14 protein-coding genes are annotated in these 19,949 nt (G+C 69.2%); 11 read left to right on the top strand and 3 right to left on the bottom strand.

Features of this window, described 5'->3' with window-relative positions; all coding sequences use genetic code 11:
* The 6 genes from D7Y13_RS20420 to D7Y13_RS20395 form a co-directional block, all read left to right on the top strand.
* On the top strand, window positions 1-2,170 hold a 2,170-nt coding region (locus tag D7Y13_RS20420), incomplete at its 5' end, for an aminotransferase class III-fold pyridoxal phosphate-dependent enzyme (protein WP_120630749.1).
* Window positions 2,167-8,622, top strand: coding sequence for a non-ribosomal peptide synthetase (locus D7Y13_RS20415; RefSeq protein ID WP_120583051.1), 6,456 nt, complete (start codon window positions 2,167-2,169; stop codon window positions 8,620-8,622). The genes D7Y13_RS20420 and D7Y13_RS20415, both read left to right, overlap by 4 nt.
* A gap of 28 nt (window positions 8,623-8,650) precedes the next feature.
* Entirely contained in the window at window positions 8,651-9,433 is a 783-nt protein-coding gene (locus tag D7Y13_RS20410; protein WP_120532497.1) for an alpha/beta fold hydrolase, read from the top strand.
* Complete coding sequence (locus D7Y13_RS20405; RefSeq protein ID WP_120532498.1) at window positions 9,430-10,272, top strand: alpha/beta fold hydrolase; 843 nt, start codon at window positions 9,430-9,432, stop codon at window positions 10,270-10,272. Before D7Y13_RS20410 ends, D7Y13_RS20405 begins: the two co-directional genes overlap by 4 nt.
* 125 nt (window positions 10,273-10,397) lie before the next feature.
* Window positions 10,398-10,841 (top strand): hypothetical protein, encoded by a 444-nt coding sequence (locus tag D7Y13_RS20400; RefSeq protein ID WP_120583052.1) that lies wholly within the window; start codon window positions 10,398-10,400, stop codon window positions 10,839-10,841.
* A gap of 128 nt (window positions 10,842-10,969) precedes the next feature.
* Window positions 10,970-12,052 carry a helix-turn-helix domain-containing protein gene (locus tag D7Y13_RS20395; RefSeq protein WP_158620328.1) on the top strand — a complete coding sequence of 361 codons (1,083 nt, stop codon included), beginning with the start codon at window positions 10,970-10,972 and terminating at the stop codon, window positions 12,050-12,052.
* Between the two features lie 70 nt (window positions 12,053-12,122).
* Here D7Y13_RS20395 and D7Y13_RS20390 read toward each other — a convergent pair whose 3' ends face one another.
* From D7Y13_RS20390 to D7Y13_RS20380, 3 genes are all read right to left on the bottom strand, one after another.
* On the bottom strand, window positions 12,123-12,719 hold the full coding sequence (locus D7Y13_RS20390; protein ID WP_233595416.1) for a hypothetical protein: 597 nt from the start codon (window positions 12,717-12,719) through the stop codon (window positions 12,123-12,125).
* A gap of 118 nt (window positions 12,720-12,837) precedes the next feature.
* On the bottom strand, window positions 12,838-13,530 hold the full coding sequence (locus D7Y13_RS20385; protein WP_120583055.1) for an iron-containing redox enzyme family protein: 693 nt from the start codon (window positions 13,528-13,530) through the stop codon (window positions 12,838-12,840).
* Between the two features lie 87 nt (window positions 13,531-13,617).
* On the bottom strand, window positions 13,618-14,412 hold the full coding sequence (locus tag D7Y13_RS20380; protein WP_120532503.1) for a GNAT family N-acetyltransferase: 795 nt from the start codon (window positions 14,410-14,412) through the stop codon (window positions 13,618-13,620).
* 236 nt (window positions 14,413-14,648) lie between these two features.
* Between D7Y13_RS20380 and D7Y13_RS20375 the strand changes: the two genes are divergently transcribed.
* The 5 genes from D7Y13_RS20375 (at window position 14,649) to D7Y13_RS20355 (ending at window position 19,599) form a co-directional block, all read left to right on the top strand.
* Window positions 14,649-16,331: a bifunctional aspartate transaminase/aspartate 4-decarboxylase gene (locus D7Y13_RS20375; RefSeq protein ID WP_120583056.1), complete on the top strand. Its 1,683-nt coding sequence runs from the start codon at window positions 14,649-14,651 to the stop codon at window positions 16,329-16,331.
* Window positions 16,332-16,714: 383 nt separating this feature from the next.
* Entirely contained in the window at window positions 16,715-17,317 is a 603-nt protein-coding gene (locus D7Y13_RS20370; protein ID WP_120532505.1) for an RNA polymerase sigma factor, read from the top strand.
* Window positions 17,304-17,684: a hypothetical protein gene (locus D7Y13_RS20365; protein ID WP_120583057.1), complete on the top strand. Its 381-nt coding sequence runs from the start codon at window positions 17,304-17,306 to the stop codon at window positions 17,682-17,684. The genes D7Y13_RS20370 and D7Y13_RS20365 overlap by 14 nt, the downstream gene beginning before the upstream one ends.
* Complete coding sequence (locus D7Y13_RS20360; RefSeq protein ID WP_120583058.1) at window positions 17,681-18,403, top strand: ImmA/IrrE family metallo-endopeptidase; 723 nt, start codon at window positions 17,681-17,683, stop codon at window positions 18,401-18,403. Before D7Y13_RS20365 ends, D7Y13_RS20360 begins: the two co-directional genes overlap by 4 nt.
* A gap of 2 nt (window positions 18,404-18,405) precedes the next feature.
* Window positions 18,406-19,599, top strand: a complete 1,194-nt coding sequence (locus D7Y13_RS20355) for a hypothetical protein (RefSeq protein ID WP_120583059.1) — start codon at window positions 18,406-18,408, stop codon at window positions 19,597-19,599.
* The last annotated feature ends 350 nt before the right edge of the window (window positions 19,600-19,949 follow it).

Below are 19,949 nucleotides of genomic sequence, written 5' to 3'. Positions count from 1 at the left end.
CCGCGCTGAACGTCTCATCCCCACCCTGCGCAACCTGTTCGAGGAACTCAGCGGCCTGGAGCTCGGCGATGCCGACGCAGGCGCGAGCTTCCTGGAGCTGGGGCTCGACTCGCTGGTGCTCACGCAGGCGGCGCTCGCGGTGCAGAAGCAGTTTGGCGTGAAGGTCACCTTCCGGCAGCTCCTCGAAGAGGTGCCGTCGCTGGGCGACCTCGCTGCGTTCCTCGACGGTCGGATGCCCCCGGAGGCCGCGCCCGCTCCAGTGGCCGCTGCTCCGAGCGCCCCCGCGCAGCTCGCCGCGAACATCCTCGCGCAACAGCACGTCGCCGCCGCGCCGGTCGCCAGCGCGCCCGCGTTCCAGTTCCAGGCGCAGGCCCCGTCCGCGCCCGCCGGCACGCTCCAGGCGGTCATCGAGCAGCAGTTGCGGCTGATGACCCAGCAGCTGGCCATCCTGTCCGGTCAGCCGGCCGCGGTGTCCGCGTCCGCGCCGGTCCAGGCCGCGCCCGTGCAGGTCCAGGCCGCTCCGGTGGCCGTGGCCCCGGAGGCTCCTGCCGCCGCCGCGCCCGTCGCCCCGGCGGACGAGGCCGACCTGAAGGGCCCGGTGAAGTACGACGTGAAGAAGGCCTTCGGCGCCATCGCGCGCATCAGCCTCGCGCCGAAGGACGCGCTCACGCCCCGGCAGCAGACGTTCCTGGAGGACTTCACCCGCCGCTACAACGCGAAGACGCAGGGCTCCAAGCGCGCGGCCCAGGAGAACCGGAGCCAGCTGTCCGACCCGCGCGTGGTGACGGGCTTCCGGCCGCTGCTCAAGGAGCTCATCTACCCGCTGGCGGTGAACCGCTCCAAGGGCTCGCAGCTCTGGGACGTGGACGGCAACCAGTACCTGGACGCGCTCAACGGCTTCGGCTCGGTGATGTTCGGCCACGCGCCGGACTTCATCACCCAGGCGGTGCACAAGCAGGTGGACGACGGCTACGAGCTGGGGCCCATGCACCCGCTCGCGGGTGAGGTGGCGAAGCTCGTCTGTGAGTTCACCGGCGCGGACCGCGCGGCCCTGTGCAACACCGGCTCCGAGGCCGTGATGGGAGCGCTGCGCATCGCGCGCACCGTCACCGGCCGCAGCACGGTGGCCATCTTCGCCGGCAGCTACCACGGCATCTTCGACGAGGTGCTGGTGCGCGGCACCAAGAGCCTGCGCACCGTGCCGGCCGCCCCGGGCATCATGGCGGGCGCGGTGCAGGACGTGCTGGTGCTGGACTACGGCACGCCGGAGTCACTCGAAATCCTGCGTCAGCGCGCGGACTCGCTGGCGGCCATCATGGTGGAGCCGGTGCAGAGCCGGCGCCCCGACTTCCAGCCGCGCGAGTTCCTGCACCAGCTGCGCGACCTCACCCAGAAGTCCGGCTCCGTCTACATCTTCGACGAGGTCATCACCGGCTTCCGCATGCACCCGGGCGGCGCCCAGGCGGTGTTCGGCGTGCAGGCGGACGTGGCGACCTACGGCAAGGTCGTGGGCGGCGGGATGCCCATTGGCGTCATCGCGGGCAAGCGCCCGTTCATGGACGCGCTGGACGGCGGCCACTGGCAGTTCGGCGACGACTCCGTGCCCACGGTGGGCGTGACGTACTTCGCCGGCACGTTCGTGCGCCACCCGCTGGCGCTCGCCGCCGCGAAGGCCGCGCTGGAGCACATGAAGGCCGCAGGTCCGGAGCTTCAGCGCAGCGTGAGCGCGAAGGCGGACAAGCTCGCGAACACGCTCAACGCATTCTTCGACGAGGTGGGCGCGCCCCTGCGCATCAAGCACTTCGGCTCGCTGTGGAAGACGTTCGTCACGGCGGACATTTCCCACGGGGACCTGCTGTTCTGCCTGCTCCGTGACAAGGGCATCCACATCTGGGACGGCTTCCCCTGCTTCTTCACCACCGCCCACACGGACGCGGACCTCCAGCGCCTCATCAACGCGTTCCAGGACAGCGTCACGGAGCTGCAGGACGCGGGCTTCCTGCCGGGCAAGGCCCGTCAGACGCAGGCCCCCGCGGCCGTGGCCTTCGACGCCAACCAGCCTCCGGTGCCCGGTGCACGTCTGGGACGTGATCCGCAGGGCAACCCCGCCTGGTTCGTCCCGCACCCGTCGCAGCCCGGCAAGTTCGTCAAGTTGAGCGAGACCCGATGAAGACCCCGAACCCTTCCACGCCCGAGACGCAGGACCTTCCCGACGACTTCGATCCGTTCGCCGGTCCTGTTCTTCAGCTCACCGTCCCGTCCACCGAGCCCCAGCGCGAGGTGTGGACCGGCGTGCAGATGGGCCCCGACGCGTCGTGTGCCTTCAACGAGTCCATGTCCGTCCGGCTCCAGGGCCCGCTGGACGTCGAGAGCCTGCGCTCGGCGCTCCAGGACCTGGTGGAGCAGCACGAAGCGCTGCGCAGCACGTTCAGCGCGGATGGCCTCACGTTGTGCGTGGCGGCCACGATGCCCGTCATGCTGGACGTGCTGGAGCTGGACGCGCTGCCTTCCTCCGAGCGCGAGGCCCGGGTCCGGGAGCTGGTGTCCCACGAGGTGGAGACGCCGCTGCCCCTGGAGTCCGGTCCCCTGATGCGCCCGAGGCTCGTGAAGCTCGCCGCGGACCAGCACCTGCTGACGCTGACCGCGCATCACATCGTGTGCGACGGCTGGTCCATGGCGGTGATGTTGCGCGACCTGGCGACGTTCTACTCGGCGCAGGTGCGTCGGGTGCAGCCGGACATCACGCCCGCGCCCCTGTTCAGCGACTACGCGCTGGCGCAGCAGCAGCTGGCCACGACGGCGGAGTACGCGGCGCACGAGCGCTACTGGCTCCAGAAGTTCTCCGGCACGCTGCCGGTGCTGGAGCTGCCGCTGGACAAGCGCCGTCCGCCGTCGAAGACGTACAGCTCCCGGCGCGAGGACTACGTCCTGGAGCCCGCGCTCGTCGAACAGCTCAAGCGCGTGGGCGCGCGCCACGGCGGCAGCTTCTTCACCACGCTGCTCGCGGGCTTCAAGGCGCTGCTGCACCGGCTCACCGGGCTGGAGGACGTGGTGGTCGCCATCCCCGCCGCGGGCCAGTCCGTGGCCGGGCTGAAGAACCTGGTCGGCCATTGCGTGAACGCGCTGCCCCTGCGCAGCAACGTGTCCGCGGAGGCGCCCTTCACCCAGGTGCTCAAGCAGCTGCGCACCACGATGCTCGATGCCTACGAGCACCAGGAGTACACCTTCGGCACGCTGCTCAAGCAGCTCGCGCTGCCGCGAGACCCCAGCCGCCTGCCGCTGGTCAACGTGCTGTTCAACGTGGATCAGGCCGTCACGGGTGAGCAGCTTGCGTTCCAGGGCCTCACCTGCACCCTGGCGAGCAACCCGCGCCACTTCGAGAACTTCGACCTCTTCATCAACGCGGCCGAGGCCCATGGCCGCGTGGTGCTGGAGTGCCAGTACAACACCGACCTCTTCGAGGGCTCCACGGTTCGCCGCTGGATGGCGTGTTACGAAGAATTGCTGCGGGGCGTGATTGCCGACGCGGAAACCCCGGTGGCGCGCCTGCCGCTGCTGCCCGAGGCGGAAAAGCAGCGCGTGCTGGTGGACTGGAACGCCACCACCCGGCCCTTCAACCGCGAGGCCTTCGTCCACACCCTCGTCGCCGCCCAGGCCCAGTCCACCCCAGACGCCGTCGCCCTGCGCTCCGGCGCCACGACGCTCACCTACCGTCAGCTCGTCCAGCGCGGCCATCAGGTGGCCCACGCCCTCAAGCAGGCGGGTGTCACGCCCGGCAGCATCGTCGGCCTCTTCACCGAGCGCGGCCCGGACATGGTCGTCGGCCTCCTGGGCATCCTCCAGGCCGGTGCCGGCTACGTCCCCCTGGATCCGGGCTTCCCGCCCGAGCGCCTCGCCTTCATGGTCGAGGACGCGAAGCTCTCCACCATCCTCACGCAGCAGTCGTTGGTGGCGTCCCTGCCCTCCACCACCGTGAAGCCGCTCCTGCTGGAGGACACGGCCTCGCAGCCCGAGTCCGCGCCCCCGGCCCTGGACGTCTCCCCGGAGGAAGTGGCGTACGTCATCTACACGTCAGGTTCGACGGGCAAGCCCAAGGGCGTGCGCGTCCCGCACCGCGCGGTGGTCAACTTCCTCGGCACCATGCAGGAGGCCCCGGGCCTCACCGCCCAGGACGTCCTGCTCGCCGTCACCACCCTCTCCTTCGACATCGCCGTCCTGGAGCTCTTCCTCCCGCTCACCACCGGCGCCCAGGTCGTCCTCGCCTCGCGCGAGACCGCGTCCGATGGTGCGCTCCTCAAGGCCGCGCTGGAGTCCAACGGCGTCACTGTCATGCAGGCCACGCCCTCCACCTGGCGTCTGCTGTTGGAAGCCGGCTGGCAGCCCCGCCCGGGCTTCAAGGCCCTCTGTGGTGGTGAGGCCCTGCCTCGCGAACTGGCCGAGGCCCTGCTCGCCCGCGTCGGCAGCCTCTGGAACATGTACGGCCCCACCGAGACCACCGTCTGGTCCACCACCTGGCGCGTGCAGCCTCCCCTCTCCTCCATCCGCATTGGCCGGCCCATCGCCAACACCCAGCTCTACCTGCTCGACGCCCACCTGGCCCCCGTGCCCGTCGGCGTCGCCGGCGAGCTCTACATCGGCGGTGATGGCGTCACCCTGGGCTACCTCCACCGCCCGGAGCTGACGCAGGAGCGCTTCCTGCCCAATCCCTTCCGCCAGGGCGAGCGCATGTACCGCACCGGCGACCTCGCGCGCTGGCTGGCCGACGGCACCGTCGAGTACCTGGGACGCAATGACTCGCAGGTGAAGCTGCGTGGCTTCCGCATCGAGCTGGGTGAAGTCGAGGCGGCCCTCGCCTCGCACCCCTCCCTGGCCCAGGCCGTCGCCCTCGTGCGCGAGGACCGGCCCGGTGACCGCCGCCTCGTCGCGTACCTCATCGCGCGTCCCGGTCAGACGACGCCTCCGGATGAAGCCCTCCGCGCGCACCTCAAGCAGGGGCTGCCGGAGTACATGGTGCCGCAGCACTTCGTGGCGCTGCCCGCGCTGCCGCTCACGCCCAACGGCAAGGTGGACCGCAAGGCCCTGCCTTCACCGCAGGTGGGCTCGCACGAGGACGCGTACGTCGCGCCCCGTGACGAGACGGAGCAGAAGCTGGCGGACATCTTCGCCGACGTGTTGGGCCTTCGCCGGGTGAGCGTCACGGCCGACTTCTTCCGGCTGGGCGGACACTCGCTGCTGGCCTCGCAGGCCCTCACGCGCGCGAGCCGGGACCTGGACGTCAGCCTCACGCTGCGCCGGATGTTCGAAGCGCCCACCGTGGAGAAGCTGGCCCGGCTGGTGCGCGGTGACGATGGGGCCACGAGCCCCGCGCAGCGCATCACGCCGCGCGCGGGCACGGCGCCCGCCCCGCTGTCGCTGATGCAGCAACGGCTGTGGTTCCTGGAGCAGCTCAACCAGGGCACCGCCGTCTACAACCTGCCCGCGGCGTTCCGCATCTTCGGGGAACTGGATGTGGGCGCGCTGACGGGCAGCTTCAACATGCTGCTGGAACGTCACTCCGCCCTGCGCACCTTCGTCCGCTGGGATGAAGGCACGCCGGTGCAGCACGTTGAACCGTCGCTGAAGGTGGAGCTGGAGCCGGTGGACCTGGAGCCGGTGCCCGCGAACCAGCGCGAGGAGGACCTGCTGCGCCGCCTCCAGGCGCTTGCGGACGAGTCCATCCCCATCACCGCGCCGCCCCTGTTCCGGCTCACCCTCTTCCGACTGGGCGCGCACGAGCACGTCCTCTTCTTCATGCCCCATCACCTCATCTGGGATGGGTGGTCGTTCGACGTGTTCCTGCGCGACCTGGACGTGTTCTACGCCGCGTTGACGCAGGGCAAGGAGCCGAAGCTGCCGGCCCTGCCCATCCAGTACGCGGACTTCACCGAGTGGCACCGCAACTGGCTCCAGGGCGAGGAGCTGGAGCGCCAGGCCCGCTACTGGCGGCAGAAGCTCTCCGGGAACCTGCCCGCGCTGGAGCTGCCCACCGACAAGCCGCGCCCCGCGCAGATGAGCCTCAAGGGCGGCACCGAGCCCTTCGTCCTCACCGGGGCGGAAGTGGACGCGCTCACGAAGCTGGGGCGCGAGTCGAACGCCACGCTGTACATGGTGCTGCTCACGGCCTTCAAGACGCTGCTGCACCGCTACTCGGGCCAGGAGGACCTGGTGGTGGGCACGCCCATCCGGGGTCGCTCGCACCCCGAGGTGGAGGACCTGCTCGGCTTCTTCGTCAACACGCTCGTCCTGCGCACGCAGATGGGACCGGAGCTGACGTTCCGGCAGTTGCTGGAGCGCGTCCGCACCACGTGCATGGAGGCCTTCGGCCACCAGGACATGCCCATCGAGCTGCTGCTCCAGCAGTTGGGCGTGCAGCGCGACCTGAGCCGCACGCCGCTGTTCCAGACGTTCTTCACCTTCCAGGACGTGCGCAACCGCAACTCCACCCTGGGCGCCCTCACCTACGGCCAGGTGCACGTGCACGCGCACGCGACGCCGCTGGACCTGAGCTTCTGGGTGAAGGAGACGGCCCACGGCATCGTCGGCGGCATGGACTACAACACCGACCTGTTCGAGCGGGACACCGTCGTCCGCATGCTCGAGCAGATCCGCACGCTGCTGCGCGCCGCGGTGTCGGACGCGGAGGTGCCCGTCGCGCGCCTGCCGCTCTTGCCGGAGGCGGAGAAGCAGCGCGTGCTGGTGGACTGGAACGCCACCACCCGGCCCTTCAACCGCGAGGCCTTCGTCCACACCCTCGTCGCCGCCCAGGCCCAGTCCACCCCCGACGCCGTTGCCCTGCGCTCCGGCGCCACGACGCTCACCTACCGCCAGCTCGTCCAGCGCGGCCACCAGGTGGCCCACGCGCTCAAGCAGGCGGGTGTCACCCCCGGCAGCCTCGTCGGCCTCTTCACCGAGCGCGGCCCCGACATGGTCGTCGGCCTCCTGGGCATCCTCCAGGCCGGTGCCGGCTACGTCCCGTTGGATCCAGGCTTCCCGCCCGAGCGCCTCGCCTTCATGGTCGAGGACGCGCAGCTCTCGCTCGTCCTCACCCAGCGCGCACTCCAGGCCACGCTGCCCTCCACCACCGCGAAGTCCCTCTTCGTCGAGGACACGACCTCGCAGGCGGACACGGCCCCCGAGCCGCTCTCCGTCTCCCCGGAGGAGGTGGCGTACGTCATCTACACGTCGGGTTCGACGGGCAAGCCCAAGGGCGTGCGCGTCCCGCACCGCGCGGTGGTGAACTTCCTCGGCACCATGCAGGAGGCCCCGGGCCTCACCGCCCAGGACGTCCTGCTCGCCGTCACCACGCTCTCCTTCGACATCGCCGTCCTGGAGCTCTTCCTCCCGCTCACCACCGGCGCGCAGGTCGTCCTTGCCTCGCGTGACACCGCGTCGGACGGGCCCTTGTTGAAGGCCGCGCTGGAGTCCAACGGCGTCACCGTCATGCAGGCCACGCCCTCCACCTGGCGCCTGCTGTTGGAGGCCGGCTGGCAGCCTCGCCCGGGCTTCAAGGCCCTCTGCGGCGGTGAGGCCCTGCCCCGCGAATTGGCCGAGGCCCTGCTCGCCCGCGTCGGCAGCCTCTGGAACATGTACGGCCCCACCGAGACCACCGTCTGGTCCACCACCTGGCGCGTGCAGCCTCCCCTCTCCTCCATCCGCATCGGCCGCCCCATCGCCAACACCCAGCTCTACCTGCTCGATGCCCACCTGGCCCCCGTGCCCGTCGGCGTCGCCGGCGAGCTCTACATCGGCGGTGATGGCGTCACCCTGGGCTACCTCCACCGCCCGGAGCTGACGCAGGAGCGCTTCCTGCCCAATCCCTTCCGCCAGGGCGAGCGCATGTACCGCACCGGCGACCTCGCTCGCTGGCTGGCCGACGGCACCGTCGAGTACCTGGGACGCAATGACTCGCAGGTGAAGCTGCGCGGCTTCCGCATCGAGCTGGGTGAAGTCGAGGCGGCCCTCGCCTCGCACCCCTCCCTCGCCCAGGCCGTCGCCCTCGTGCGCGAGGACCGGCCGGGCGACCGCCGCCTCGTCGCGTACCTCGTGTCGAAGCCGGGTCAGGCGTACACGGACACGGAGCTGCGCAAGCACCTGCGCTCGCAGCTTCCTCAGTACATGGTGCCGCAGCACTTCGTGGAGCTGGAGGCGCTGCCCCTCACGCCCAACGGCAAGGTGGACCGCAAGGCCCTGCCGCCCCCGGCCGGCGCCGCGCGTCCCACCGAGGACGCCTTCGTCGCGCCCCGCACGGAGATGGAGAAGCAGTTGGCGCGCATCTGGCGGGAGGTGCTCGGCATCGCGCAGGTGGGCGTGCACGACAACTTCTTCAACATCGGCGGCCACTCGCTGCTGTCGTTCCAGGTGGTGATGCGCGTGCAGAAGGAGCTGGGACAGGTCCTTCACCCGCGCACCCTGCTGCTCAACACGCTGGAGCAGGTGGCGTCCCAGTTCACGCCCGTGGCGCCGGTGGCCCGCCCGACGCAGCCGGCCACCCCGACAAAGATTGCCACCCCGGAGACTTCTGTTCCCCTGGCGCAACGCTTGTTCAATAAGCTGAAGGGGAAACTTCCGGGGCGCTCGGACTGAGCGACCCTTCGAGGAGAATGGTCCCACCGTGACGCCCTGCTTCTTCGGCAGCTCCGAAAGACAGCTCTTCGGCATCCACCACCCCGCCCAGGGCGCTGAACGCGCCACCGGGGTGGTGCTCTGCTATCCGGCCGCCCAGGAGTACATGCTGACGCATTGGGCCTTCCGGAAACTGGCCGGGATGCTCGCGCGGGAAGGCTTCCACGTCTTCCGCTTCGACTACTACGGCACCGGAGACTCCGCCGGAGAGGTCCACGAGGGCCGCGTGGCCTCCTGGATCCAGGACATCCGGCTCGCCGTCGCCGAACTTCAGGACATGACGGGCGTGCAGCGCGTGGCGCTCGTGGGCATGCGCCTGGGCGCGGCGCTCGCCGTGCGCGCCGCGGCGGAGGGCCTGTCCACCGCGGGGCTCGTGCTCTGGGAGCCGCTGGTGGAGGGGGCCGCCTACCTGAAGGAGCTGGAGCTGCTCCAGGCCCGCCGCGCCACCCGCACCCTGTTCCCCCAGTTGGACAGTCCGCTGGAGGTGCGCGAGGAGCTGCTCGGCTTCGCCTTCCCCCGGGCCCTGCGCGACGACATCCTCGCGCTGGACCTGGCCGCGATGCCCGCGTGGCCCTCGACGCGCACGCACCTGGTGGCCGCCGGGCCCAAGCCGGAGTACCAGCGCCTCCAAATGCGCCTGGAGGCGAGCGGCCTGCCCTTCCAGAACCACCTCGTGCAGGAAGAGGCGGGCGCGGGAGGCGGTCAGGAGTCCGCGCTCCTGTCCAACCGCGTCCTGCAGACCATCACCTCGCTCCTGAAGGAGGCCGCGTGATCCGCGAACGCATCTGTTCCTTCGGCCCCGAGCAGAGCCTCGTGGGCGTGCTGACGGAGCCGGATCCGGCGAAGGTGCTGCCGGGAGCGCCCGCGGTGGTGCTCTCCAACGTGGGATTGAACCACCACGTGGGGCCGTACCGGCTGTGGGTGGAGCTGGCGCGGCAACTGGCGGCGCGCGGCTTCACCACGCTGAGATTCGACCTGTCCGGCCTGGGCGACAGCCGCCCGCGCCGCGAGGGCGGGCCGGACGAGTTCGCGCGAGCCCGGGAGGAGACGCGCGCCGCGCTCGACTACCTGGAGCAGAAGAAGGGCCAGCGCCACTTCGCGCTCGTCGGCCTGTGCTCCGGCGTGGACAGCGTGCACTCGGTGACGGTGCAGGATCCGCGCGTGGTGGGCGCGGCCTTCATCGACGGCTACACGTACCGCACGGTGGGCTACCACCTGCGCTTCCAGTTGCGCTACCTGAGCCCCCGCCGCTGGACCCGCTTCCTGCGCAAGCGAAAGCTGCCCTCCCAGTTGCGTGAAGCCGGCGAGGCGGACGAGGTCTACACGCGCGAGTACCCGGAGCAGGCGCGACTGACGGAGGACTACGCGAAGCTGCTGGAGCGGGGCGTGAGCCTCTGCTTCGTGTTCTCCGGAGGCATGGGGCTCTCCTTCAACTACGAGCGCCAGTTCTACGAGATGTTCTCCCCGCTGAAGCTGGAGAACCGCGTCACGTACGCCTTCTATCCGCGCGCGGACCACCTCTTCTCCGTCCCGGAGGACCGCGCGGCGCTGCTGCGCAAGCTCACCGCGTGGGCGGTGGGCATCGTGCCGCCCAAGGCGCTCGCCGGCTGAAGGCTGCCTGCCCGCCCTGCCAGCGGGAATGCGGCCCGGGGCCGGGTGTGCGTCAAGCGCTTGTTTCCCACCCAACGGTCGCCACCTTGGGAGAACCAACCCGTTCTTCCGAAGGAGCGTCACCGATGAAGCTCCCCCTGTTTGCAGCACTGGCCACCCTCGCCGTCTCCGGACAGGCGTTCGCGCAGAGCCACACCGACCACACCACCCCGCCGTTGGAGCAGCCGAGCACCGACGCGCCCCAGGACAGCGCGGAGCGCTGGGACCGCGCCACGGGGGGCTCCGGTAGCTCGGGCGTCCTCCAGCCGGATGACGACGGCGCGGACAGCGTCGCGGATCCGGACCGCATCGATGAGGGTGTGGGCGGCTCCGGCACCCCGGATCAGGGCAGCAACACCACGGGCGAAGGGTCCGTCCTACAGCCGAGCGTCCCGAACACCGGCACCCCGGGCAACAAGGGCGCGCAGATGGAAGTGACGCCGCCGGCCTGGGACAAGAACAAGCAGATGGGCAGCTCCGCCAGCCCCACCACGGGCACGCCGCCCGCCCAGGGCAGCGCGGGCAACTAGCTTCACGCGCCCCGCAATGACAGGCATGGACGGGCTTCCCACTCCGGGGCCCGTCCATACCCCTTGCGGGTTACAGACCCAGGCGGCTCCCACCGGTATGTCATTGCATGTACCGGCTGGGAGGCCCGATGAACCTCAACGCGCGCGAGCAGGCGCTCATCTCCGAATTGACCCAGGCGCTCTCCAGTTCCCTGGACCTGACGGAGGTGCTGGCGCGCGCGCAGGGCACCATCACGCAGTTGCTGCCCGCCGACTACGCGGCGCTGTGCGTGTCACGGCCGGAGCGCCCCGGCGACTATGAGTGGTTGGGCCTGGGGGCCCCCGGGGTCCTCTTCGCGCACTACCCGGAGCTGGCGGCGGTGGACTTCGTGCGCGAGGCGGTGATGAAGCGACCCAACGTGGCGCTGCGGGATTCGGACATGCTGTCGCGCCGGGAGTTGAAGCGCAGCCTCCTGTACCTGCGCTGCCGGGAGCTGGGGCTGCCGCTGGAGCACGTGATGGCGGTGCTGTTGGACTTGCGGCAGGACTGGCACGGGGGCTTCACGCTGTACCGGGAGCACACCCAGCCCTTCTCCGCGCACGAGCAGGCGCTCCTCGACTGGCTGACACCCTACCTGGTGAACACCGTGCGCAACTGCCGGATGTTCGGAAGCGAGGCGATGCGCGGCGACCTGCTGGACGCGCTCTTCCGCTACCAGGGCGCCGAGTGCGTCGTGCTGGATCCACCGGAGCACGAGCGGTTGAGGACGCCAGGGGCGACGGAGCTGCTGAAGCGCTGGTATCCAGAGATGAAGGGCCACGACGCCCAACTTCCGTCGGACGTGAGGGAGCACCTGCGCAAGCTCAGGGCCCCGGGCGCGGAGCGGAAGCTGGGCGTGGACACGTGGGTGCGTTCGGGGCAGCTGCGCGACCTGAAGGTGACCTTCGTGGAGTTGCCCGAGCAGCGGGGCAGCAGGCCCTGGGCGCTGGTGTTCCAGGAGCACTCCCGGGCGATCCCCATGCCGGAGCAGTGGCGGCAGAAGATCTCCAAGCGGGAGGCGGACGTCGTCCAGGGCGTGCTCAGCAACTGGGCGAACGAGACCATCGCCCACGAGCTGGGGCTGACGCTCAACACGGTGAAGACCCACCTGCGCAACATCTTCCCCAAGCTGGGCATGGAGAGCCGCACGGACCTGCTCTACCACGCGGCCTGGAGGCAGAAGCCGGGGTGAGCAGTGGGACGAAAGAAAGGGGCCCGGAGGCTGTTTGCCCCCGAGCCCCTTCTCATCAAGAGACAACGCCTTACGGCTGCTTTCGCACACCCAGGGTGAGCGACATCATTCCCCCCGAAGGCTGGAGCGTGACACCGCCCGTGGAGAAGTTCTCCTCCTTGAACTGGTACAGGAGGACTCCGGTGATGGTGTCGTTGACGCTGACATCACTGTCCCAGACGCGGAATGCCCACGGCTCCGCGAGCAGACGACCCGCTGTCGCGGTGCATCCCCCCGAGGTCCAGGCGGGCGTGTAGCTCTGCACCTCCGGAGTGATGGTGCCCACGGTCGACCCCGGACAGAGCATCTCCACGAAGACATCCGGAGCAGAGCCGTCCGCATCCCAGGCCGTGCCATTGTTGCTGGCTGTGATTTGCGCGGACACCGGCTGGACGAACCAGACACCCGCCGGATCCACGCCACAGCTCTGGTCCGTCTTGCACACCTGGGCCGCGTTGCAGACCTTGCAGGTGGCCCCGGCCTTGCCACACGCGGAAGCGGTGTTCCCCGTCTGGCAGGTGTTGTTGAAACAGCAGCCCGTGCAATTCGACGCAGAGCACGTCACCGGGGGAGTGTTGTCCCCCGGGTCCTCGTCACCGCCACAGCCCGCGAAAACCAGTCCAGCCACCACTGCCAACATCCGATGAGTCTTCATGCTTGTGTGACGCCCCACGAGGTCGGTGTTCGGGGCGCAGGATGTCCAGACGGGCGTTGACTGTCTTTACCTCTTCCGGGGGATGGCGCCGTCAGGGTTCCCGGAAGAAGCTCGGAAACAGGGCGCGCGTGGTGCGGGCCGACAGGAGCAGCGCGGCCTGCTCCTCCGGGGACGTGAGCTGGCTCAGCACCGCCTCCAGCTCGGCCACGTGGTCGCCGTCCGCGTTGCCGTGGCCGCGCAGGAAGGTGACGGCCTTGTGGATGTTCGGGATGCCGCTGTCCGCGATGAGCCGGTCCACCGCCCCCGGGGCGCGCTCCACGGAGAGGTATTCCAGCACGTAGGCCGTACCCAGGAACGCGGTGGGCACGCCCGACAGCGTGGTGAAGCGGTTCCACTCCACGTAGGCACGCACCGCGGAGCAGGCCGGCTCACTCTCCACCCGCTCCGCCGACCACCCCAGGTTCTTCAGGTCCGCCAGCAGCCACCTCTCATGGCCGCTCTCCTCCCCGGCCTTCTGGATCAGCAGGTCCGCGAGCGCGGTGTGCTGGCCCTCCTTCTTCATGCGCTCGCCCGAGTCCTGGAGGAACCCCGTGCTCCAGCGCACGTACTGGTACGTCTGCACCAGGTAGTGGATGTAGTCGTCCTGGTGGATGCGGCCCTCGAAGAGGCGCCGGGCGCCGGGCTTCGCATCCAGCTCCCGCACGAGCATCCGCGCCTCATGCCGCAGGGAAGCCATCCAGTCCGTCGCCTTCAGCGTCTCATCCTGCTTCGGCTGCTTGCACATACACGTCTCCTGCTCCGGGCCCCGCGAGGGTCCGGTGTTGGGTGGGTTGAAGGGTGAAGGGGAAGAAAGGAGCGAACCGGCCCGGCTTCAGGCGGCGTCAGCGTCCAGCGAGTCGAAGAGGCTCAGCGTGCGGCGCGGAATCTCATCCAGGGCGGCGACGAGCGGCACCGTGAAGCGGTGGAACGCCGTGTCGTAGTGGGGCGGCCCGATGAAGCGCGCGCCCATCTTGTCCGCGAAGAGCGACAGCACCGGCGGCATCTTCAGTCCGTCCAACGCGCCGTGCCTGGCGCGCTCGAGCTCCGTGGGGCCAAGTCGCATCGCCACGGGCTCGCGCGGCGGCGGGGGAAACTCGCGGGTCCGCACGTGGAAGCGGTCGCTCACCCAGCCCCGGCGCGCGGCGGCGCGGTAGATGAGACTCGCCTCCTCGACGCTGTCGGTCTCCATGTTCGCGGCGGCGATCCAATGGGTGACGCCCCGCCGACGGCTCTCGCGGTAGAGGCACGCCTGGAGGCGCAGCACCGCGGAGTTGCGCCAGTCGCGGCGCACGCAGTAGCGCGTCGTCTCCGCGAACACCCGCCCCGGCGCGGCGATCTCCGACAGGTCCAGCTTCCGCTCGATGTCGAGCCCCAGCAGGCTGCCCGCCGAAGCCGCCACCTCCGCGTTGGGCAGCAGCAGGCGCGCGGTCGCCACCGCCTCCTCGCCCGAGTAGACGACGACGTGCGCGGTCGTGGGCAGCGTGTCGAAGCAATTGGCCTCACGCGGCGCCTGCGGCTTCTTGTCCCCCAGCATCCGCAGCTCCACCCCGAACACTTCCCAGCGGACGCGGAGCGCGTCATCCAGTTCGCGCTGGGTATCAGCGACACGGCAATTCAAAGAGGGCATGGCGGGTATCCACTCCGGCGGTCTGCGGCGGACTGTCTGTCCGACCTTGCCCCTTCTTTCGTCGCCGCCTGCCTGAGTGCGCTCGCCGGTCGTGTTTTTTCATCGCGACAGGCCCACCCGCCGCGTCCAGCGCGCCACCAGGGCAACGCCCGCTGGTGCCGCTCCCCCTCCCCTCCAGGCACATGCCTGCGTCCCGGGGGCGAGTCACCGTTGGACGGAGGCGGAAGGAGGGCGACATGACCGAGCACACGTCCCAGGACAGCGTGTCCGCGGGAGAACAGGAGTCCCCGTCCGACAGCGAGCTGCGCAGGCTCAGTCCGTTCGAACTGAAGGACGAGCTCATCCAGGTCGCCGACGAGGCCGTGAAGACCCGCGCGGCGGTGATGCTCAATGCGGGGCGGGGCAATCCCAACTGGATCGCCACCACGCCCCGCGAGGCCTTCTTCCTGCTGGGTCAGTTCGCGCTCGCGGAGAGCCGGCGCGTCTGGAATGAGCCCGGCGTGGGGCTTTCGGGCATGCCCAGGTCCCCGGGCATCGCGCGCCGCCTGCATGACTTCCTGAACGCGAGCGACGATGACGCCGCCGTGCAACTGCTGCGCGACGCGTTGGATTACGGCGAGTCCACGCTCCGCTTCAACCCGGACCGCTTCGTCTGGGAGCTCACCGACGCCGTCATCGGAGACAACTACCCGGTGCCCGACCGGATGCTCGTGCACGCGGAGCGCATCGTGCAGGAGTACCTGGCGCGGGAGCTGTTCGCGGACCGTCCGCCGCCCGGGCGCTTCGACCTCTTCGCGGTCGAAGGTGGCACCGCCGCGATGACCTACATCTTCCGCTCGCTGATGGTGAACGGCCTGCTCCAGAAGGGAGACACCATCGCCCTGGGCGCGCCCATCTTCACGCCGTACCTGGGGATCCCCCACCTGGAGGAGTTCTCGCTCCACACGGTGGACATCCAGCAGAGCGCCCAGACGAAGGACGGCGTCCGCACGTGGCAATACCCGGACGCGGAGCTGCGCAAGCTGGAGGACCCCCGCATCAAGGCGTTCTTCGTCGTCAATCCCTCCAACCCGGGCGCGGTGGCCATCCAGCAGGAGTCCGTCGACCGGTTGGTGGAGCTGGTGCGCACGCGCCGGCCGGACCTGCTCATCCTCACCGACGACGTCTACGGCACCTTCGTCAACGGCTTCCGCTCCCTGGCGGCGGACCTGCCGCGCAACACGCTGCTCGTCTACTCCTACTCCAAGCACTTCGGCTGCACGGGCTGGCGCTTGGGCGTCGTGGCGCTGCACGAGGACAACATCCTCGACGAGGCGCTCGCACGTCAGCCCCCGGCGCGGCGGGCGCGGATGGAGGAGCGGTATGGCTCCATCACGTTGAACCCGGGGAAGCTGAAGTTCATCGACCGGATGGTGGCGGACAGCCGCGCGGTGGCGCTGAACCACACCGCGGGCCTGTCGCTGCCGCAGCAGCTCCAGATGACGCTCTTCTCGCTGTTCTCGCTCCTGGACCCGGGCGACTTCTACAAGAAGCGCTGTCAGCGCATCTGTCAGGACCGGCTGGAGGCCCTCTTCGAGGGCCTGGGCGTCCCCCTGCGAGAGGATCCGCTGCGCACGGCCTACTACCAGACGCTCGACCTGGAGGCCTGGTGCCGGGAGCACATTGGCGAGGACTTCGTGCGCTTCGTCGAGGAGCACCACGACCCGCTGGACATCGTCTTCACGCTGGCGCGGCGCCACGGCGTGGTGCTGCTCAATGGCAGCGGCTTCGGCGGCCCGCCCTGGTCGGCCCGGGTGTCCCTGGCGAACCTGGAGGACGACGAATACCCGCGCATCGGGAAGGACCTCCAGGACGTGGTGCGAAGGGCCATCGATGAGTGGATGAAGGCCGGGGGCGTGCTTCCTCCAGAGCTGCACTGAGCGGGAAGGAAGGGTGGATTCAACCCACCCTGATCCCACGTGTTGTCGCAGCGGGCGCTGACGAAGACCTGAAGGTCGGAGCGTATCCAGCGATTGTTCGACGAATACTGAGACATCTCATTCCGGTGATACCGGCGAATCCAGGGACCCTGATCTCCAACACGGAGGCCAGGGTCCTTGTCGATCCAGGGGATCGCCGCGGACCCATTGTCCCGTCGGGCACTACCCCCTCTGGGGTACAGACACCGATCCTCCACTTCGCCAACCTCCCGGCTCGGGCCCAGACGCTCCGCCGTCGAACTCAACAGGGCTGTAGCGAAAGTCCAGACGGGACCGTAGCCAAACCTGAAAGCGGGCAAACGCATGCCGGTGAGGAGTGGGGGATGAAACGCGAGAAGGAGTGGGACCTTCACGAGCGAATTCTGGGCAAGGAACCGACGGCTTCCGTGGACCTCTTCCTGACGTTCATGGACCCGCTGTTCCGGATGCTGAAACGGCAGACGAAGTGCTCGGACGATGACGCCCATGACTCCGCCATCGACGCGCTGTTCGCCTACCTGAAGGAACCCGACAAGTTCGACCCGGGCAAGGGCAGCATGAGTGCCTACCTGGTCCAGATTGCCCGCTACAAGGCCTGGGACCGCTACCGCTCCTCCTCCGCGAGAGCCCAGCGGGAAGAAAAAATGCGGGTGCAGGTCGAAGTCGAACCGCCACCTCCGAATGTCTCCTTGGAGGAGTACGTGGAAATGAAGCAGCTGGTGGAGAGACTGGTGCGGAAGATTGAAGCCTTGGGCCTGGACGACCGGGACCAGGCCTGCATCCGGCTCATCATCACGGACTCACGCTCCACGGAGTCATGGGCGGAGGTCCTGGGCCTGACGCACCTCCCCCAGGACCAGATGCGGCAGGTCGTGAAGCGCCATTACGACCGGCTGATGAAGCGTCTGAAGAGCCTCTGCAAGGAGGACCCCGATGAAGAATCCTGATTGGCTGAAGCGAGCGGCGGAGCGCAGCACGGTGGAGCCCGGCATGCTCGGCAACGTGTTCGGCACCTACCAGGTGCTGGAAGACTGCACCGCGGAGGCGCTCGCTGAAGAGCTCGGTTGCACACTGGATACCTTGAACCTGCTCGCCCTGTGCCGCCGGCCCGAAGGCGACGCGTTCATCGAACAGGTGAAGGACATCTGCCGACGGTTCGACGTGACGCCCTCCGCCCTGGTCTCGGTGCTCCGCCGGGTCGAGGTCATGGACGCCCTGGACACGGACGCCTCGAACGGAGAAACCAGCAGTGACAGGGGGCCCCTCCTGCTCGCCGCGAAGGATCGTCCCCGGGACGGCGGCCGCAAGCCATGACCCTCCCCTGGTTGAGTGAGGCCCTTCGTGTAAGCGGCCTGCCTCCGCCGGAGTCCTTTCCCCGCGACCTCGCGTCCGACGCACTCCTGGCCCTGCCCGTCACACCGGTGGGGCTCCGGGGGCTGACGTCGGAACGCGTGCGTCAGTGGCTGGCCCAGCGTGGAAGGGACCAGGAGATCGCCTATCGCTCCATGTACGGGTGCATGGTGGCCTTCGCGGGCAAGGGCATCCTCTTCTTCGACAAGAACGAACCCCCCGACGTTCAGCGCTTCACCCTGGCACATGAGTTGGGGCACTTCGTTCTGGATCACCTCCAGCCCCGGCGCCGGGCCCTGGACTTCTTTGGTGAAGACATCCGGGACGTCCTGGACCAGAAGCGCTCGGCCACGCGCGAGGAATCCCTGGCGGCAGCGCTGAATGGGGTGCCCATCGGAGTGCAGGTCCATCTCATGGACCGGAGTGAGTCCGGGGCCGTCGCGACCGGACGGGTGGCCAGGGCAGAGCAGCGCGCGGACCGGCTGGCGTTGGAATGGCTTGCGCCGACGAAGCTCGCCCGCGAGGTGTTGAAGGACGGCCCGGCGGAGGAAGGAGAAGCGCGGCTCGAGCGCTTCTTCGGACTGCCTGCGGTCGAGGCACAGAGCTATGCACGGGCGCTGCGGCGCGAGGAAGGCCGGCCCCGCTTCTCCATCGCTTCATTACTCGGTGACGAACAAGGGTGAGCATGAGCGGCCGCATTCCACCGGATGACGACGACGACGAGCTGTCAGGAGACGATGACTTCCAGGCCTCGTTTCGAGAGGAGTTGGGTCAAACGCTCAACCTGGAGACCTGGGCGGAAGGATTCGACATCCAGGCCATCATGGAGCGCTACCAGGACGAAATCGGTGGCGCCATGCGGAAGGAGGACGAACTCCGGTCCGTCATCCGTCAGGAGCTTCTGCCGAAGTTGAAGAACGGCCCCCACGCGTCGATTGGCGCGGGCGTGTATCGGGTGAGCCCCGAGCAGTTGGCCGCGGTCCACGACGGCCTGCTGTTCGCGGGTCAGGTGGAAGGCGTCAATGGCATCTCCGTCTCCCATGAGACCCTGCCCCTGGACATCACCCAGATTGGCATTGGCGCGGTCAGCTACAGGGGGAGCTCGGGAACGTTCTCGCAGCGGCTCTTCCGCCGGGAAGTGGCCATCGACGTGGAGAATCCATACGCGGAGGCGGAGGCCTACATCAACATGCGGGAGGACCGCTCGCATCCCGGTCGCAACGGCCCGGACAGCCTGTCCCGGCTGGCGCGGCGAGGCATCCGCACCTACGCCGAACGCGCCATCCTCGTGGAGAAGCTGAAGGCGGAGTGGCGCATGGGCCACGGCAACCCTTTTGCGTATGAGCTGATCACGGGCTCTGGCTATGCGGGGCTGCTGGATTACTCAATCAAGATGCTCACCCGCCTCATGGAGGAGCAGCCCAGGTTCGTCTTCGTTCCGTCGAAGATGGACAACCGGGGCATCCTCACCCTGGGCCATGCCCTCGACGCGGGTGAGTTCGCCATCCTCGAAACCCTGGAGCGCTTCGGCGAAGACATCCTCCGGGTGTGGCAGTACGACACGGAGGGCCTGGGGCAGGCGACCGACTTCGTGGAGAAGTATTGCCCCAAGGTCGTGATGGGGCTGTTCCGCGCCTCCAACAGCGCACCGCCGCACATCTTCTACGCGCACATCGACCACGTCCACGTGGCCGCCGCGGTCGCCATCGCGGACAGCGTCCTGCGCCCGGAGCTGGGGTTTCCCATGCTGCTGGATGTCGCGGAGATGACCTGTCGCAGTGCCTTTGGCGAGGACGGTTTCCAGGGCCTCATCCAGGACGCCTACGCGCAGGCGGACAGAAGCCTTCAGTACTTCAACGGACGCAAGCCGCGCCGCTAGCGGGGGGGAATCACACCATGTCTGACAACACCAAGAACACGACCCAGGGACCGGCCGCGCCACCACGCAACGGGGTGACTCACCCGACGGTGAATGGCAGTGCGACGCTGGCGCCCAACGCCAATGCGGGTCCGCCACGGACGCCACCACCGGCCCGGCCCATGGGAGCACCTCCAGCGGGAGCACCGCCCCAGAGGCCCAACGGCCCTGGCGCGGCCCCACCGGGTGCACCGGGGGCACGGCCGCCACCACCGACTGCTCCCTCGGGCGCCCCCTCCAGGCCGACGCCTCCGCCCAACGGCGCGCGACCTCCCGCGGCTCCGCCGGCTCCTGCGGCACGCCCCCCCGCC

This window comes from Corallococcus praedator (assembly GCF_003612125.1).
GTDB lineage: Bacteria > Myxococcota > Myxococcia > Myxococcales > Myxococcaceae > Corallococcus > Corallococcus praedator.
Note: the sequence above shows the minus strand (reverse complement) of the source record. Positions and strands in the feature narration are given on the sequence as shown.

Excerpts from the sequence above, each read along its gene's own strand:
- D7Y13_RS20400 (WP_120583052.1), top strand. The coding sequence starts at position 10,398 with ATGAAGCTCCCCCTGTTTGCAGCACTGGCCACCCTCGCCGTCTCCGGA.
- D7Y13_RS20375 (WP_120583056.1), top strand. The coding sequence starts at position 14,649 with ATGACCGAGCACACGTCCCAGGACAGCGTGTCCGCGGGAGAACAGGAG.
- D7Y13_RS20380 (WP_120532503.1), bottom strand. The coding sequence starts at position 14,412 with ATGCCCTCTTTGAATTGCCGTGTCGCTGATACCCAGCGCGAACTGGAT.
- D7Y13_RS20395 (WP_158620328.1), top strand. The coding sequence starts at position 10,970 with ATGAACCTCAACGCGCGCGAGCAGGCGCTCATCTCCGAATTGACCCAG.
- D7Y13_RS20365 (WP_120583057.1), top strand. The coding sequence starts at position 17,304 with ATGAAGAATCCTGATTGGCTGAAGCGAGCGGCGGAGCGCAGCACGGTG.
- D7Y13_RS20370 (WP_120532505.1), top strand. The coding sequence starts at position 16,715 with ATGAAACGCGAGAAGGAGTGGGACCTTCACGAGCGAATTCTGGGCAAG.
- D7Y13_RS20385 (WP_120583055.1), bottom strand. The coding sequence starts at position 13,530 with ATGTGCAAGCAGCCGAAGCAGGATGAGACGCTGAAGGCGACGGACTGG.
- D7Y13_RS20360 (WP_120583058.1), top strand. The coding sequence starts at position 17,681 with ATGACCCTCCCCTGGTTGAGTGAGGCCCTTCGTGTAAGCGGCCTGCCT.
- D7Y13_RS20415 (WP_120583051.1), top strand. The coding sequence starts at position 2,167 with ATGAAGACCCCGAACCCTTCCACGCCCGAGACGCAGGACCTTCCCGAC.
- D7Y13_RS20355 (WP_120583059.1), top strand. The coding sequence starts at position 18,406 with ATGAGCGGCCGCATTCCACCGGATGACGACGACGACGAGCTGTCAGGA.